This window comes from Streptomyces sp. ST2-7A, assembly GCF_021390475.1.
Lineage (GTDB): Bacteria > Actinomycetota > Actinomycetes > Streptomycetales > Streptomycetaceae > Streptomyces.
In genome coordinates, this window is the sequence record NZ_JAJUWS010000001.1 from 121,056 (window position 1) to 135,514 (window position 14,459).

Here is a 14,459-nt window from a genome sequence, read left to right on the forward strand (position 1 = left end):
ACCTCCGTCCCGGACCGGACCCGGGCCCCGCGGGTGTCCACCGGACGGGGAGCCGACCGCCCCCGCGGCGGGGCCGGCGACAGGGTGCCCGCGGGCCGTACCGGTGGGCGGGACCGCCGCCTAGACTGCCGTTCATGACAAGTCCCGACCGGTCCCCGAACCACGAGATGCGCGCCTCCGACACCGACCGCGAGGCGGTGGCGGAGCGACTGCGGGAGGCCGCGGCGGAGGGCCGCATCGACCTGACGGAGCTGGACGAGCGCCTGGAGCGGACCTTCGGCGCGAAAACGTACCGGGAGTTGGAGCCGCTGACCGCCGACCTGCCGCCCGTGCCCGGTTCCGGGCCGGGGCGGGCTCCGGGGCGCGCGCCGGTGCCGGTTCCGCCCCCGGGTGGTCCGGCGGTGCCGCAGCCGGCGCTGGTTGTCATGGGCGGGTTCGCCGGTGCGAGCCGGACGGGGCACTGGGATGTGCCGCCCGTGGTGGTGGCGCACGGCGGGGTGGGCGGCGTGAAGCTGGACCTGACCCGCGCCCGGGTGCACCAGCCGGTGACCGACTTCACCCTGCACGGCGACATGGGCGGGGTCACCCTGGTGGTGCCCGACGGGTGGACGGTGATGTTGGGCGAGGTCAGCACCGGTATGGGCGGCTTCAACAACAAGGCGACCGAACCGCCGCTGCACGACGCCCCCGTGGTGCGGGTGAGCGGTCGTGGCGAGATGGGCGGGGTGACGGTGCGACGGGCGAACAGGTGGGAGCGGCGTCGGCTGCGCAAGGAGGAGTCGGGGCGCGACTGAGGGTCGGCGGAGGAGGGCCGGGGCCGGCGACGGAGGGCCCGGGTCGGTCGGTTCACGGGCCCGGGGCGGCGGAGTCGGGGTCGGAGGTGGAGTCGGAGTCGGAGGTGGAGTCGGGAAATTCCGGCACGCCCCTTTCAGCCCTTCGATCCCGATAAGTGGATCACCCTGCGTCAAACCGGTGACCACATTCCGACCGCCTCACGAAAGGATCACAAAAAGATTTCGCTCATTTCGAGCATTCGACTTCCCCCGGGGCGTTCCCGCCGGCTAGCGTGCAGCGCCGGGTGACCCGCCTCCCCGCTCGCCGTCATCGGCGACACGGGTCGCCCCCGCCGTACCCGTCCCCGGCAGGGGACGGGACCGGCAGCGGCCGGGCCGGCGCCCATCGGGCGCCGGCCCCGGGCCGCGGACCGGTCCGGTGTCACACCGGACGGTGACGATGGAAGGAGAGACCGGCCTTGGGCGTTCACCGCAAGCCGCGTGCCGGACTGTTGGACTCCCCCACCGCCCGAAGGGGCGCGGTGGGCCTGGGAGCCGCCGCCCTCTCGGCGACCCTGCTCTCCCAGACCGCCCGGGCCGACGAGCCGGGCGGCACGGGCGACCCCGCCGCCGACTCCGCGGCCGCCATCGAGGAGGCCCGGGAACGCGCCGAGGCCGCCGGCACCCGCGCGGCCGAGGTCAAGGAGCAGGTCGACGAGCTGTTCCGCGAGGCGGGCACCGCCACTCAGCGGTACAACGCCGCCAAGGAGAGCACCGAGGAACAGCAGCGCACCGCCGACGAGTTGCTGGACGCCGCCGCCGAGGCCGCCGACCGGGTCAACGAGGCCCGCCGCGACCTCGGCCGGTACGCCACCGCCCAGTACCGGCACGGCCGCGTCTCGGAGACCGCCACCCTGCTGCTGATGAACGACCCCCAGCGGTGGTTCGACACCACCCGGGTCCTGGGCCGCGCCGGCGACCGGCAGCAACTCGCCCTGGACGACTACGTCGAGCGCCGGGGCGAGGCCGAACTCAAGCGGGTCGAGGCCGCCGGCGCGCTGGAGGACCTCGAGGAGCGCCAGCGGGAGGTGCGTGAGCAGAAGGAGGAGGTCCAGGGAAAGCTGGCCACCGCCCGGGAACTGCTCGCCGGCCTCACCGAGGAGGAGTCGGAGGAACTCGCCGAGCTGGAACGGCTGGAGACCGCCGAGGCCGAGCGGCTGGCGGAGGAGGAGCGGCAGCGCGAGGAGGCCGAGCGCCGCGAGCGGGAGGCCGCCGAGCGCGCCGGCCGGGAGGCGGCCGAACGCGAGGCCGCCGCCGAGGAGGCGGCACGGGCCGAGGCCGCGGCGGCCGCCCCGGCCGGGGAGACCACCTCCTCCGGGGCCGGCGGCTCGGGCTCGTCCGAAACAACCGGGTCGACCGGGTCGACCGGGTCGACCGGGTCGGGCTCCACGGACGCCGGTTCCTCCGGCTCCGGCTCGGGCTCCGGGAGCGGGACCGGCGTCTCCACCCGAGCCGAGCAGGCGATCGCGCACGCCCGCGCCCAGATCGGCAAGCCGTACGTGTGGGGCGCCACCGGCCCCGGCTCCTACGACTGCTCCGGGCTCACGCAGGCCGCCTGGCGGGCGGCGGGCGTGGAACTGCCCCGGGTCACCTGGGACCAGGTCAACACCGGCACCCGGGTCGCCCAATCCGACCTGCGCCCCGGCGACCTGGTCTTCTTCTACGCCGACATCAGCCACGTCGGGCTGTACATCGGCGACGGGCAGATGATCCACGCCCCGCGCCCGGGCACGAACGTGCGGGTGGAGTCCATCTCGGTGATGCCCTTCCACAGCGCCGTCCGCCCCGGCTGACGCCCGCCGGGGTTCCGCCGGGCACCCGGTCGGGGCCCCGGGGCCGGGACGGGACCGCCGCCGGCGCCCATCCGGCACACCGCGCCCGGCGGAACCCCGTACGCCCTACCCCGTGCGGGCCACCGGCCCGCCCGCGGTGCGCCCGGCCCCGGAGTCCCCCGGGCCGGGAAGGCCCGTCCGCGAAACCCCTCCCACCCGGGCCACCCCCGTGCCGTCCCCCGGGCCCCGACCCGCGTGCCGGGAAGCCCCCGACACGACGGCGCCCTCCCGGTCCGCCGAGGGGCGGAGGGGAGGGCGCGAGGGCGCGAGGGCGCGGGACCCCGGGGCCTGCGGGGCGTGGTCACCGCCCGGCCGGCACGGTCACCACAGGACGGCGATGAAGATGTTCGCGATGGTCAGCAGACCGACCGTGCCGAAGACCGGGGTGGGCACCGCCTCGTCGTCCCGGCGCAGATAGACCAGGGCGGCCACCACGATCAGGATCAGCAGCTTGATGCCGATCTTGATGTGGTTGACCGTGCCGTCGCCCGCCTCCAGCAGACCCACCAGCGCCACGCCGGTGACCAGCATCGTCAGCGCGCCGTGCCACATGCCCGGCAGCATCCGTGCCGTGCCGGCGCCCATCGCCTTCATCTGGAAGAGGAAACCGCCCAGCAGCGCGGCGATGCCGATGATGTGCAGGGCGAGCAGGATGTCCCGGAGAAAGTCCATGCCGGGAGGGTATCCGTCCCCCGTTCGGGGGTACACGGCGCGGTCCCGCACACTGGATGGCGTGATGTTCACCGGCAGGAACTCCCGCAGGAACCAATCCCTCGTCGTCATCGTGCTGGCGACCCTCGTGGTCGGGGCGATGGTGATCAGCGGCATGGCCGGCCTCTTCGCCGGCGCCGGCGGCTCCTCCGAGCCGACCGTGCCGACCGACGCGGCCGAGGGGACGAACGGTGCCGGGGAGGGTGCCGTGGCGCCCCTCCCCGAGGACCATCCCGTGCACACGCTCGCCCGGCGCGACGCCGACGATCCGATGGCGATCGGCGACCCGGACGCCCCGATCGTGATGCTGATGTACGCCGATTTCCAGTGCGCGGTGTGCGGGCGCTGGACGCGGGAGGTCGAACCGACGCTGATCGGGGAATACGTGGACGCCGGTGACCTGCGCATCGAGTTCCGCAACTTCCCGATCCACGGCCCCGAGTCCGACCTCGCCGCGCGTGGTGCCCGGGCCGCCGGCGAGCAGGACCGCTTCCGCGAGTTCTACGAGGCCGTGTACGCGGTGGACGCCCACCGCGACAGCGGCCGGTTCACCGAGGAGGGCGTGGTGGAACTGGCCCGGGAGGCCGGCGTGCCGGACCTCGACCGGTTCGTCGCCGACCTGGACCGCGAGGAGATCGTGGAGGCCGTGGCCCGGGACGCCGACGAGGCCACCATGCTGGGGGTCACGGTGCCGCCGTCCTTCCTGATCAACGGGCACGCCGTCGTCGGGGCCCAGCCGGTGGAGACCTTCCGCGACACCATCGACCCGCTGCTCGCCGCCGCCGAGTGAGCGCCGGGCCGACGCCGGCCACCGGCCCGGCCGTCACCCCATCCGCCGCCACTGTCCGTCGCCCCGGCCCCCGGCGCGCCGTCGCCGGTTCGCCGGTTGATCGGATCCATACGAAGAACGCCGATCGGGGGCCCGCGTACCCGCCGTCCGCGCCCCCGCCCGTGGCACACTGACCGCCCGACCGCCGGTGGGACCGGCCCCCACCGGCCGTCCCGCCCCGGCCACCCGTTGTCGAATCCCGACCCGGCCCGAGGAGCGTGTCATGGCGGCGACCGGACGGACGATCACCCAACCCGGTGGCGGCGACCCGGACGGCTCCCCGCCACCGGTCTCCCGCTGGGCCCTGCTGCCGCTGCGGCTCTTCCTCGGCCTGACCTTCCTGTACGCGGGGATCGACAAGTACACCTCATGGGGCCCCTTCAGCGCGGCCATGGACCAGCGGGCCATCGAGACGATGCTGGAGTTCGGCCGTGACCGGGCCGCCCTCCCGTGGATGGTGGACCTGGTGCTGGCCAACCCGGGGCCGTTCGGCCACGCCGTCGCCGTCGCCGAGATCGCCGTCGGCGCCGGCGTGCTGCTGGGCGTGCTGACCCGCCTCGCGGCGCTGGGCGGCGCGCTGCTGTCGCTCTCCTTCTGGCTGACCGTGAGCTGGTCCACCGACCCCTACTACTTCGGGCCGGACCTGCCGTACCTGTTCGGGTTCCTCACCCTGGTGCTGGCCGGGGCCGGGGCGCACTCCGTGGACGCGCGCCGCACCGCGCGCCACCGCCGCACCGGCAGCAAGCTGTACGGCTGAGCCGCGCGCGACACCACCCGGGCCGCCCCGCCCGGGGGTCGTCCGACCGCGCGGCGGCGCCCCCGGGGGCACCGGACGACCCGGCGGCCTTCCCGACCGGGTTCCGGGACCGACCGGGGCCCGCCGTCCCGGGTCCCCGCCCGCTCCGTCGGCCGCGCGAGCCCGCGCCCCGGCCCTTCGCCGCCCGGCTCCCGGCACCCGGCACCCGGGGTTTTCCGTCCGAACTTCCCCGGGTGAGGAGGTTCGCGGACCCCACCCGCCCCTACGCTGCTGTTCCGAACGGCCGTCCCGACCCGGTGGAACGGCCGTCCGAGTGGTGATCGGGGCTCCGTCGCCCCGGATCGACCCCGCTCGGACGCGACCGGGTCGGGGGTCGACGGCGCCCGGCCGGATCGGCACGATCCGGGTTCCGGGGGCCGGACCCGCCCGGGGGGAGGGAAAGGGCGGTGAGCGGTCCCCGCCGGTGGCTGCCGGCCCGGGACCACGGGGTCCCGGGGTCAACGCGACCGCGGGGCCCCCGGGGGGCGGGCGGTCGCGGACGGTGGTCGGCACCGGTGGGAGGCCGGGTCGGCCGCCGCCCGCAACCGCTCCGGGTCGTGGACCACCCATTCCCGGTAGCCGGTGGACACCACACCCTCCTCCCGGAGCACCCGCACGGCGCGTTGCAACCCCGCGTCGGAGATCCCGGCGAGGGCCGCCATGTCCCGCTGGGCGAGGGGGAACGCCAGGCGCAGGCCGCCGCGCGCGTCCCGCACCCCGTGGGCCAGGATCAGGGAGTGCAGGGTGCGGGCCAGCCGCAGTCGGGCCGGACCGACCCCGGTCTCCACCCGGTCGCGCACGGCGTCCCTGAGCCTGCCGGTGACCACCCGTTGCAGCGTCTCCGCGACCTCGGGTCGCTCGCGCAGGAAGCCGCGGAAGGTGTCCGCCCGAATCATCCGTCCGACGGCCTTCCCGGCCGATCGCACGGTCGCCGAACGCGGTTCGCCGTCCAGCGCGGCCAACTCCCCCAGCACGTCGCCGGGTCCGCGCACCGCCAACAGCGCCTCGCCACCCTCCGCCAGACTCCTGCGCACCGTCACGAACCCGGAGAGCAGCAGGATCACCCGGGTGTCCCCGGCGCCCTCGACCATCAGCAGCGTGTTCGGCGGGAAGGACACGCGCGTCCCCATCTCCCGCAGCTCCGCGCCGACCCGCGGCGGGAGCCGCCCCAGCAGGCTGCGCGACGGCCAACCCGGGGGTTCCGCGTGACGCGGCGCACCCGCCGTGCGGGGACCCGGGCGACGCGCGCCGGGGCCCGGCCCGGGACCCGCCCGGCTCCGTCGCCGATCGTCGTGTTCCGTCGTGCTCATGGGCCCACCCCCGTGCCTGACGTTCCGTCGGGAGCGTAACGCGCGGGGCACGCCCCGGGGAGCGTTCCGGAGGATTTCCCTCCGTTCCGCCCGTACCGACCCGTACCCCGCCGGGGCCCCACCCCGCACCGGGGCGTGCGCCGGGGCGGGACGACCGGACCTCACCGCGGTCGCCCTTCACCCCTCCGGGGGAGAGCCGCATGGGCCGTCCGGTCGGCGGACAACCATCGATCGGCACGGTCGACCGGCCGTACCGATCCCCCGGACCGACACGCCGGGCCGACGTCCCCGGCCCTCACGGCGAACCGACGCGTCGGGCGTACCGGGAACGCGTGAAAAGGACGGACACCATGGCCATGATCCAAACCGGCAGGGTGGAACTCTCCTCCAACCAGCCGCTGGAAACCCGTGGCGGCAACACCTCCACCTTCACCCGGGTCACCTTCCCCACCCCCTTCCCCGAGAACGCGGAGGTTGTGGTGCTGCCGCTGACCCAAACCTTCAACGGCCCCGAGACCCCCGGCATCCGCGTCCACGGCGTGAACCGGGAGGGCTTCCTCATCCGCCTCAACGAGGTCAACGTCAACCCGAACGTCCGCAGCGACGGCCAACACGTGACCGAGACGATCGGCTGGCTCGCCACGACCGTCTGACCCCGGCCCCGGGCCCCTCCACCGCGCCCACCGGGGCGGTGGAGGGGCCCGGCGTTCCCGCTCCCTCAGCCGGGCGGACGGGACGACCGGGGCCTTCGCGAACGCACCCGGTGGGTGGTGGCCGCGACCACGCCGGTGAGCAGCAACAACGCGGGCAGCGCGACGAACAGCATCGACAGCGGCACCGGCGAGCGGCCCGCCACCCGGCCGGCCACCCCGGCGGCCAGCGCCAACAGCCCGAGGCCGAAGAGCAGCCGGGAGGGCTCGAACCGCCGCCCCGACGACCGGCGGTCCGGCTCCCGGTCCCCGCGCCGTTCCGGTACGGGGGGCGCGAAGGCGTCGCCGTCGGCGCCGTTCCACGACGTGCTCATCCGTTCACCTCCACGCGCCCCGGGGCTCCCGCCGCCACGAACACCGGGCCGGCGTCGTCCCCGGCGTCGTCCCCGGCGTCCTCGTTCCTCGCGGTGCCGGTACCCCGCGCCGCGACCCCGGCGGCCTCGGCCGGTTCGTCGTTCCCCGGGGTGTCCTCCCCTGCGCCGCCGGCCCCCTCCGTGTCCTCGTCGACCCCACCGGCCCCGTCGGTGTCCCCGTCGGGCACCGCCTGCCGCTCCACCGCCACGAGCCCCACACTCGTGTCCAGCGTCAGGTCGATGGTGCCCACCGGCGTCACCCCGTCCGCCGGCCGCAGCGTCTCGTCCAGGACCAGCCGCAGACCACCGGTCGCGACCATCGGGGGAGCCGAAGCACCGCCGGGTACCGACCCCCTGCTCTCCGTGTAGTGGTAACCCCCCGCCCCGATCCGCGCGGAGAGCCGCACCACCGCGTCGTGCGGCACGATCACCAGCAGCCGCCCGGCCCCCAACGAGGCGGAGGTGGCCACCTCCCGGCCCTCCGCGAGGTCGAGCCCCGACAGGTCCAGGGTCGCCCGCCCGGTGCCCGCTTCGTACGAGGGCGCCAGTTGCGCCGCCGCGACCGGCGACCAGGACTCGTCCCGCCACTCGGTCTCGATCCCGCGCGGCAGCACCGAGGCCCCCAGCAGCAGCACGGCCGTCATGGTCGCCGCGATGACGGTGCCCGCCCCCAATCGCCCGACGAAGGCGCCCACCACCATGCCGATCCCGAAGACCGCCAGCGCGGCGGCGAACCCGTACGTCAGGGCCGGCCCCAGCGCCACCGTCTGCCAGACCGCGCCCGTGACCAGCACGGCGGCGGTGATCGCCGCGAGCAGCACCGGCCCGCCGAGCCAGAACCCCCGGGAGCGGCCGGGGCCGCACCCCGCGCCGGGTGTCGGTGCGAGCGGGGTCCCTTCCCCGCCGTAGGCCCCGCTCACCGGCGTCCCCGTGTACGGCGACCACCCGGACCCACCGCCCGCCGACCAGGCGGGGGCCGCCCCGTATCCGGCGGGGGCCGACCCGTATCCGGCGGGGGCCGCGACCGGCTCCCGCGCCGGGGGCCCGGCCGGGGCCGACGCCGGTGGGTCGGTCGGCTTGCGCATGTTCACCCGACCGCCGCCCGACCCGGCGCCGGCCGTCGCGGGGGCGGCGCCCTTCGGCCCCCACAGGTACTCCCCACCACCGGACGACCACGGCGCGCACGGCCCGGTAGGGCTCCGCCACCACGACGGTCCCGCCGGCGCGGGCGGCGGCTGGGCCTCCGGCGGGGCCGTCGCCACCGTCTGCGCGGTGACCGGGTCCACCGGCGCGCCGTCCCCGGCGGCCCGGTTGCGCCCGCGCTCCTGCGACCAGTGCGCGGCGGCCACCATCGACCCCAGCACCAGCACGGAGAAGAACTGCAGTCGCGTGGACATCGACGCCAGCAGCAGCCCCAGGCCCACCAGCACGAACAGCAGGGCGGTCAGCCCCGCCCCCTCCACCCGGCCGGTCAGCAGCCGACGCGCCTCGTTCTCCTCTTCCTCCTCGTACGGCAGCACCAGCCAGGCGATGCCGTACGCGACGAACCCGACACCGCCGATCAGGGAGAGCACCGCCAGCGGCACCCGGAAGACCACCGGGTCCACGTCGAAGTGACGGCCCAGCCCCCCGCACACCCCGGCCACCACCTTGTGCCGACGGCTGCGGAACATCCGCCGGCCGCGAGCCCCGCCGGCCCGGTCGCCGAGGTCGAACAGACCGCCCCCGGTCCCGGTCCCCGCTCCGGCACCCGCCGCGCCGTCCGGGGCGGTGCCGGGGCCGCCCGGCGCGTCCGCCGGGTCGGCGGACCCGCCGCCCCCGGTCGCCGCGCCCGACTCCGACGTCTCCGGTCCCCGCGGACCGTTCGGCTGACTCATGCGGTCCATCGTGCCCGGGCCCCACCCCTCCCCACCATCCGGGACCGCCCCCGGGCGTCCCCCATCCCCGGATCGGGGAACGTCCCTGATGCCCCCGGGGACAACGACATGTGACGATCGGGTCATGACCACCGCCGCGCCCGCCGCCGGAACGGGCCCCGACACCGACGAGGCGCCGCTGCGCAAGCTCTACCGCAGCGCGGAGGGCCGCTGGGTGGGCGGCGTCGCCCAGGGACTCGCCGGGCACCTGGCACTGCCGGTCTCCTGGGTGCGCGGCGCGTTCCTGGCGATGTTCCTGGCCAGCGGCCTGGGAATGCTGGTCTACGGAGTCTTCTGGTTCGTCGTACCGCTGGGCACCTCCTCCGTGCGGCCCGCCCGACCGGCCGAGGCGCGCAATCCCTGGGCCCCGCCCGGCGCCGGCCCGGACACCGAGCGCGAGGGCCGGCGCGGCGCCGCCCGCCGCAACCGGGGCCTGGCCCTGGTGGTGCTCGGCATCGGCCTCGTCGCGCTGTGGAACAGCCTGGAGCACCAGGTCGGCATCGGCCACGTCTGGCCGCTGTTCCTGATCGGCATCGGCGCCGCCGTGGTGTGGCGGCAGGCCGACAACAGCCGCCGCGCCCACTGGGCCGAGGTCACCCGTCGCAGCGGATGGCTGCCGGTGGCCCGCAGCGCGGCCGGCGTGCTGCTGGTGGTCGTCGGCGTGCTGCTGTTCGTGGTGGTGCAGGGCGCCAGCGAGGACCTCAGCCGCATCCTGCAGGCGGCGCTGGCCGTGCTCGTCGGCATCGCGCTGCTCGCCGGACCGTTCCTGGTGCGGGTGGTGCAGGACCTCTCCGAGGAACGCACCATGCGCATCCGCGCCCAGGAACGCGCCGAGGTCGCCGCCCACATCCACGACTCCGTCCTGCACACCCTGACCCTCATCCAGCGCAACGCGGAGAACCCCCGCGAGGTCGCCCGCCTGGCCCGCGCCCAGGAACGCGACCTGCGGGCCTGGCTGTACAAGTCCTCCGAACGGGCCGCCTCCGGCGCGGCCGGCGACAAGGCCGACGCGGGCGAGGCGGAGGCCGCGCCGAGCACCTTCGCCGAGGCGGTGCGCGCCACCGTCGCCGAGGTGGAGGACGACCACGGCGTGCCCATCGAGGTGGTGTGCGTCGGCGACTGTCCCGTGGACGAGGGACTCTCGGCGCAACTCCAGGCGGCCCGCGAGGCGATGGTCAACGCCGCCAAGTACGGTGGCGAGGGCGGTCCCGTGCAGGTGTTCGCGGAGGTCGAGGGGCGTACCGTCTTCGTATCGGTGCGCGACCGGGGCCCCGGCTTCGACCTCGACGCGGTCCCCGGGGACCGCATGGGGGTGCGGGAGTCCATCATCGGCCGGATGCAGCGCCACGGCGGCAGCGCCCGGGTGCGCACCGCGCCCGGCGAGGGCACCGAGGTGGTGCTGACGATGGAGCGCGACGGGCAGGACCAGGGGCAGCGGGCCGAATGAGGCGGGAAGCGGAGGCACGACGGTGAACAGCGGGCAGGGAACCACCGGCAACGGCGGGAACGGCGGTTCCGGAGGGAACGGCGACGGCGGGGGGCCGGCCGGGCGGGTCCGGGTGGTGCTGGTGGACGACCACCGGATGTTCCGGGCCGGCGTGCAGGCCGAGATCGGCCGCACCGACGAGACCGGGGTGGAGGTCGTCGGCGAGGCCGGGGACGTGGACCAGGCGATCACCGTCATCAAGGCCACCCGGCCCGACGTGGTGCTGCTGGACGTGCACCTGCCCGGCGGCGGCGGCGTGGAGGTGCTGCGGCGCTCGGCGTCCCTGATGGCGGCGGCCGACCGGCCGGTGCGGTTCCTGGCGCTGTCGGTGTCGGACGCGGCCGAGGACGTCATCGGCGTCATCCGGGGCGGCGCCCGGGGCTACGTCACCAAGACCATCACCGGCGACGACCTGGTCGCGGCGATCTTCCAGGTCGCCGACGGGGACGCCGTGTTCTCCCCGCGCCTGGCCGGCTTCGTGCTGGACGCCTTCGCCTCCAGCGACGCCACCCCCGTGGACGAGGACCTGGACCGGCTGACCCAGCGCGAGCGCGAGGTGCTGCGGCTGATCGCGCGCGGCTACGCGTACAAGGAGGTCGGCAAGGAGCTGTTCATCTCGGTGAAGACGGTCGAGTCGCACGTCTCGGCGGTGCTGCGCAAGTTGCAGCTGTCCAACCGGCACGAGCTGACCCGCTGGGCCACCGCCCGCCGCCTGATCTGAGTCGGGGCGCGGGACCGGGCCGGGCCGGGTTACGGGCGGCTCGGCCCGCGATCCCGTCCGGGCCCGGCACGGAGCGCGGCCCGTGGGGGCACCCGGGGCTCGGGAGGGGGGATACGGGCCGGCGCACGAGCGGGTCCCCGGCTGTGATTCGGCACGGGCCGGGCGGCGCCCCGTCCGGGTGGACGGCCGACGGCGGGGGCCGGGACGGACCGCCCGGGGCACGGGGTACGGCCGGCATCGCGAAGAACGCGCCAACTCCCTTGCCCTACCCGTGAATTCCACGCCTCTTCGCTCCTCTCCCGGGACGGTGTGCGCCTAGGGTGGGCGCCTCATCCGACCGAACGGGAGAACCATGAGCGAGACCCCGCGCACCCCCGGGCACGCCGACGCGCCGGCGGCGTCCGACGCCCCGCCCGGCATCGACACCCGGGTGCCGCACTCCGCCCGCATCTGGAATTACTGGCTGGGCGGCAAGGACAACTATCCGGTCGACCGGGAGGCCGGCGAGGCGTTCCGCGCCTTATACCCGGAGATCGTGGAGATCGCCCGCTACTCCCGGGTCTTCCTCGGCCGCGCCATGCGGTACCTGGTCGAGGACGCGGGCATCCGGCAGTTCCTCGACATCGGGACCGGGCTGCCGGCCGTCGAGACCACCCACCAGCTCGCGCAGCGCCTCGCCCCGGAGACCCGGGTGGTGTACGTGGACAACGACCCGCTGGTCCTCGCCCACGCCCGCGCCCTGCTGGTCGGCACCCCGGAGGGCGCCACCGACTACGTGGACGCCGACCTGCGCGACCCGGACCACATCCTCAAGGCTGCGGCCGGCACGCTCGACCTCTCCCGGCCGGTCGGCGTGATGCTGATGGGCGTCATGGGGCACATCCCCGACGACGAGGAGGCCCTCGCCATCGTGCGGCGCCTGATGGCCGCCCTGCCGTCGGGTAGCCACCTGACGCTGTACGACGGCACGGATGTCGGCGAGGCCGCGCACGCCGCCCAGGACGACTACAACGAGGGCGGCGCGGTGCCGTACATCCTGCGCAGCCGGGAACGCCTCGCGCGGTTCTTCGACGGCCTGGAGCTCGTCGAGCCCGGCCTGGTCTCCCTGCCCCGGTGGCGGCCTGAGATCGCCGAGCCGGAGGAGCGGGACGAGATGAACGCGGCGGGAGCCGTGGCCCGCAAGCCGTAACCGGCGCCCTCTCCCACGCCCGCACGGGCTCTCACCCCCGCGCCGCCGCGCCCGCCCACTCCCCCGCCCGGCCGGCCGATCCCTCCGGCGGCACGTCCACCTCGGCCCACACCGTCTTGCCACCGGCGTCCACCGTCACGCCCCACCGGTCGGCGACGGCCTCCACCAGGAGCAGTCCACGGCCGAACGTCTCCTGCGGCCCCGCCGACCTGCGGAACGGCAGCCGGTCGGCCCGGCCGTCGGACACCTCCACCCGCAGGGCCGCGCCGTGCAGCACCACGCGCACCCCGAACGGCCGCTGCCGGAAACACCCGTGCAGTACCGCGTTGGCCGCCAACTCCCCCGCCACCAGCGCCACCGTCGGCGCCGGGTCCGGGTGCCCCCACTCGATGGCCAGCCGCGCCGCCCACCGCCGGGCGGCACCCACGTTCCCGAGCAACGGCTCGTACTCCCGACGGCTCTCCCGCTCAACCGGCGGCGACGACATCGGGGACGGGAGGGGAAGCGACGGCACCATGCGATGTCCCTTCGAGGCGACCCGGAGACCGCCCACAACTTTTCGTGCTCGAATGACTACACAGAGCATGAGCGCATGGTGGACCAGATGCAAGGTGGACAAACCGCATGAACGCATGTTCCTTATCCGTGTGTAGCGGGTTCGTGACACCATGCGAGAAGCGAGGGTGAGGAGGTCCCGTGCCGGGAGAACTCAGAACGACGGTGCGACGGCGAGTGGTCGGCACCAACCTGCGCCGCCTCCGTGAGCGGCTGGGCATGACGCTGGAGGACGCCGCCCGCGAGTTGAGCTGCCATTCCGCCAAGATCAGCCGTATCGAGGCCGGTCGCAGTGGCGTTCGTCAACTCGACCTGCGGGTCCTGCTCGACCTGTACGGGGTGACCGACCCGGAGGAACGCGCCGGCTGGCTCGCCCTCGCCAGGGAGAGCCGTGAACAACGGTGGTGGCGCGTCCTGGAGAACCGTCTGCCACAGGAGTTCGTCGACCTGGCGGGCCTGGAGGACGAGATCACCATGTGTCGGGGCTTCCAACCCGGCATCGTGCCCGGTCTCTTCCAGACCGAGGAGTACGCGGCGGCCGTGATCCGCGAGGGCAGGACCGGTGTGCTGAACCCGGTACAGCAGGACAAACTTCACCTACGCCTGGAACGGCAGAAGGCCCTCACCCGGGACCGTCCCGCGCCGCTGGACGTCTGGATGATCCTCGGTGAAGCCGCCCTGCGCCAACAACTGGGCGGAGAAGAGGTGTTGCGCCGTCAACTGAGCCACTTGATCGAGATGGCACGGCTTCCGAACGTCACCGTGCAGGTACTACCCTTCACGTCGAGTGCCGTGCCGAGTGGCCCGTACCCGTTCCTGCTCTACTCGTTCCCCTCCCCGATCGACCTCGAAGTCGCTCTCCTGGAGAACTTCACGGGGCACACCTACCTGGAGGCACGAGAGGACACCGAGCCCCTGCGGGCCGCGTTCGATCACCTTCGGGCCTGCGCGCTCAGCCCTCTGGACTCGGAAGCCATGATCCTGCGGGTCAGAGACGAACCGACCGCCTCCCGAGAAAGGTCATCGCATGCTCGCGCAGGGCAGTAGCTGGACCAGGAGCAGCCACAGCGGCGCCAACGGCGAGTGCGTCGAGATACGACGCGGGACCGATCACGTGGGCCTGCGGGACTCCAAGCACCCCACCGGCCCCCGCACCCGCGTCCCCACCGAGGCGTGGACGGCCTTCCTCCACCACCTCACCCGACCCTGAACGAAGCC

Annotated in this window: 15 protein-coding genes; 10 read left to right on the forward strand and 5 right to left on the reverse strand. The window is 75.0% G+C overall.

Annotation, left to right across the window (positions count from 1 at the left end; translation table 11 throughout):
* The first annotated feature begins 134 nt into the window (after positions 1-134).
* Both LZF96_RS00505 and LZF96_RS00510 read left to right on the forward strand, forming a co-directional pair.
* Positions 135-794: a DUF1707 domain-containing protein gene (locus LZF96_RS00505; RefSeq protein WP_233864520.1), complete on the forward strand. Its 660-nt coding sequence runs from the start codon at positions 135-137 to the stop codon at positions 792-794.
* Positions 795-1,252: 458 nt separating this feature from the next.
* Entirely contained in the window at positions 1,253-2,626 is a 1,374-nt protein-coding gene (locus LZF96_RS00510; RefSeq protein ID WP_233864522.1) for an NlpC/P60 family protein, read from the forward strand.
* A 360-nt stretch (positions 2,627-2,986) separates the two neighbouring features.
* Here the strand turns inward: LZF96_RS00510 and LZF96_RS00515 are convergent, their stop codons facing one another.
* The gene (locus LZF96_RS00515) at positions 2,987-3,337 is read right to left on the reverse strand and encodes a hypothetical protein (RefSeq protein WP_233864524.1); all 351 of its coding nucleotides are present in this window, start codon (positions 3,335-3,337) and stop codon (positions 2,987-2,989) included.
* Positions 3,338-3,401: 64 nt separating this feature from the next.
* On the opposite strand from LZF96_RS00515, the gene LZF96_RS00520 reads away from it, so the two are divergent.
* Both LZF96_RS00520 and LZF96_RS00525 read left to right on the forward strand, forming a co-directional pair.
* A complete protein-coding gene (locus LZF96_RS00520; protein ID WP_233864526.1) occupies positions 3,402-4,166 on the forward strand; it encodes a thioredoxin domain-containing protein in 765 nt (254 codons plus the stop codon).
* A 262-nt stretch (positions 4,167-4,428) separates the two neighbouring features.
* Positions 4,429-4,962 (forward strand): DoxX family protein, encoded by a 534-nt coding sequence (locus LZF96_RS00525; protein ID WP_233864527.1) that lies wholly within the window; start codon positions 4,429-4,431, stop codon positions 4,960-4,962.
* Between the two features lie 497 nt (positions 4,963-5,459).
* Here LZF96_RS00525 and LZF96_RS00530 read toward each other — a convergent pair whose 3' ends face one another.
* Positions 5,460-6,131, reverse strand: coding sequence for a Crp/Fnr family transcriptional regulator (locus LZF96_RS00530; protein WP_267940262.1), 672 nt, complete (start codon positions 6,129-6,131; stop codon positions 5,460-5,462).
* 530 nt (positions 6,132-6,661) lie between these two features.
* Between LZF96_RS00530 and LZF96_RS00535 the strand changes: the two genes are divergently transcribed.
* Entirely contained in the window at positions 6,662-6,964 is a 303-nt protein-coding gene (locus LZF96_RS00535; protein ID WP_233864528.1) for a hypothetical protein, read from the forward strand.
* Positions 6,965-7,029: 65 nt separating this feature from the next.
* Here the strand turns inward: LZF96_RS00535 and LZF96_RS00540 are convergent, their stop codons facing one another.
* Positions 7,030-7,335 (reverse strand): hypothetical protein, encoded by a 306-nt coding sequence (locus LZF96_RS00540; protein ID WP_233864529.1) that lies wholly within the window; start codon positions 7,333-7,335, stop codon positions 7,030-7,032.
* Positions 7,332-9,251 (reverse strand): PspC domain-containing protein, encoded by a 1,920-nt coding sequence (locus LZF96_RS00545; protein ID WP_233864530.1) that lies wholly within the window; start codon positions 9,249-9,251, stop codon positions 7,332-7,334. The genes LZF96_RS00540 and LZF96_RS00545 overlap by 4 nt, the downstream gene beginning before the upstream one ends.
* Before the next feature lie 124 nt (positions 9,252-9,375).
* Between LZF96_RS00545 and LZF96_RS00550 the strand changes: the two genes are divergently transcribed.
* The 3 genes from LZF96_RS00550 to LZF96_RS00560 all read left to right on the forward strand — a co-directional run bounded on the left by LZF96_RS00550 (position 9,376) and on the right by LZF96_RS00560 (position 12,686).
* Entirely contained in the window at positions 9,376-10,737 is a 1,362-nt protein-coding gene (locus LZF96_RS00550) for an ATP-binding protein (RefSeq protein WP_233864531.1), read from the forward strand.
* Between the two features lie 22 nt (positions 10,738-10,759).
* Complete coding sequence (locus LZF96_RS00555) at positions 10,760-11,497, forward strand: LuxR C-terminal-related transcriptional regulator (RefSeq protein WP_374203047.1); 738 nt, start codon at positions 10,760-10,762, stop codon at positions 11,495-11,497.
* 352 nt (positions 11,498-11,849) lie between these two features.
* Positions 11,850-12,686 carry an SAM-dependent methyltransferase gene (locus LZF96_RS00560; protein ID WP_233864532.1) on the forward strand — a complete coding sequence of 279 codons (837 nt, stop codon included), beginning with the start codon at positions 11,850-11,852 and terminating at the stop codon, positions 12,684-12,686.
* A gap of 31 nt (positions 12,687-12,717) precedes the next feature.
* Here LZF96_RS00560 and LZF96_RS00565 read toward each other — a convergent pair whose 3' ends face one another.
* Entirely contained in the window at positions 12,718-13,203 is a 486-nt protein-coding gene (locus LZF96_RS00565) for an ATP-binding protein (protein ID WP_233864534.1), read from the reverse strand.
* Between the two features lie 203 nt (positions 13,204-13,406).
* On the opposite strand from LZF96_RS00565, the gene LZF96_RS00570 reads away from it, so the two are divergent.
* Both LZF96_RS00570 and LZF96_RS00575 read left to right on the forward strand, forming a co-directional pair.
* Complete coding sequence (locus LZF96_RS00570) at positions 13,407-14,288, forward strand: helix-turn-helix transcriptional regulator (protein ID WP_233864536.1); 882 nt, start codon at positions 13,407-13,409, stop codon at positions 14,286-14,288.
* Positions 14,269-14,451: a DUF397 domain-containing protein gene (locus LZF96_RS00575; RefSeq protein WP_233864538.1), complete on the forward strand. Its 183-nt coding sequence runs from the start codon at positions 14,269-14,271 to the stop codon at positions 14,449-14,451. The genes LZF96_RS00570 and LZF96_RS00575 overlap by 20 nt, the downstream gene beginning before the upstream one ends.
* Positions 14,452-14,459 lie beyond the last annotated feature (8 nt).

Excerpts from the sequence above, each read along its gene's own strand:
- LZF96_RS00505 (WP_233864520.1), top strand. The coding sequence starts at position 135 with ATGACAAGTCCCGACCGGTCCCCGAACCACGAGATGCGCGCCTCCGAC.
- LZF96_RS00515 (WP_233864524.1), bottom strand. The coding sequence starts at position 3,337 with ATGGACTTTCTCCGGGACATCCTGCTCGCCCTGCACATCATCGGCATC.
- LZF96_RS00520 (WP_233864526.1), top strand. The coding sequence starts at position 3,402 with ATGTTCACCGGCAGGAACTCCCGCAGGAACCAATCCCTCGTCGTCATC.
- LZF96_RS00525 (WP_233864527.1), top strand. The coding sequence starts at position 4,429 with ATGGCGGCGACCGGACGGACGATCACCCAACCCGGTGGCGGCGACCCG.
- LZF96_RS00530 (WP_267940262.1), bottom strand. The coding sequence starts at position 6,131 with ATGGGGACGCGCGTGTCCTTCCCGCCGAACACGCTGCTGATGGTCGAG.
- LZF96_RS00535 (WP_233864528.1), top strand. The coding sequence starts at position 6,662 with ATGGCCATGATCCAAACCGGCAGGGTGGAACTCTCCTCCAACCAGCCG.
- LZF96_RS00540 (WP_233864529.1), bottom strand. The coding sequence starts at position 7,335 with ATGAGCACGTCGTGGAACGGCGCCGACGGCGACGCCTTCGCGCCCCCC.
- LZF96_RS00545 (WP_233864530.1), bottom strand. The coding sequence starts at position 9,251 with ATGAGTCAGCCGAACGGTCCGCGGGGACCGGAGACGTCGGAGTCGGGC.
- LZF96_RS00550 (WP_233864531.1), top strand. The coding sequence starts at position 9,376 with ATGACCACCGCCGCGCCCGCCGCCGGAACGGGCCCCGACACCGACGAG.
- LZF96_RS00560 (WP_233864532.1), top strand. The coding sequence starts at position 11,850 with ATGAGCGAGACCCCGCGCACCCCCGGGCACGCCGACGCGCCGGCGGCG.
- LZF96_RS00565 (WP_233864534.1), bottom strand. The coding sequence starts at position 13,203 with ATGGTGCCGTCGCTTCCCCTCCCGTCCCCGATGTCGTCGCCGCCGGTT.
- LZF96_RS00575 (WP_233864538.1), top strand. The coding sequence starts at position 14,269 with ATGCTCGCGCAGGGCAGTAGCTGGACCAGGAGCAGCCACAGCGGCGCC.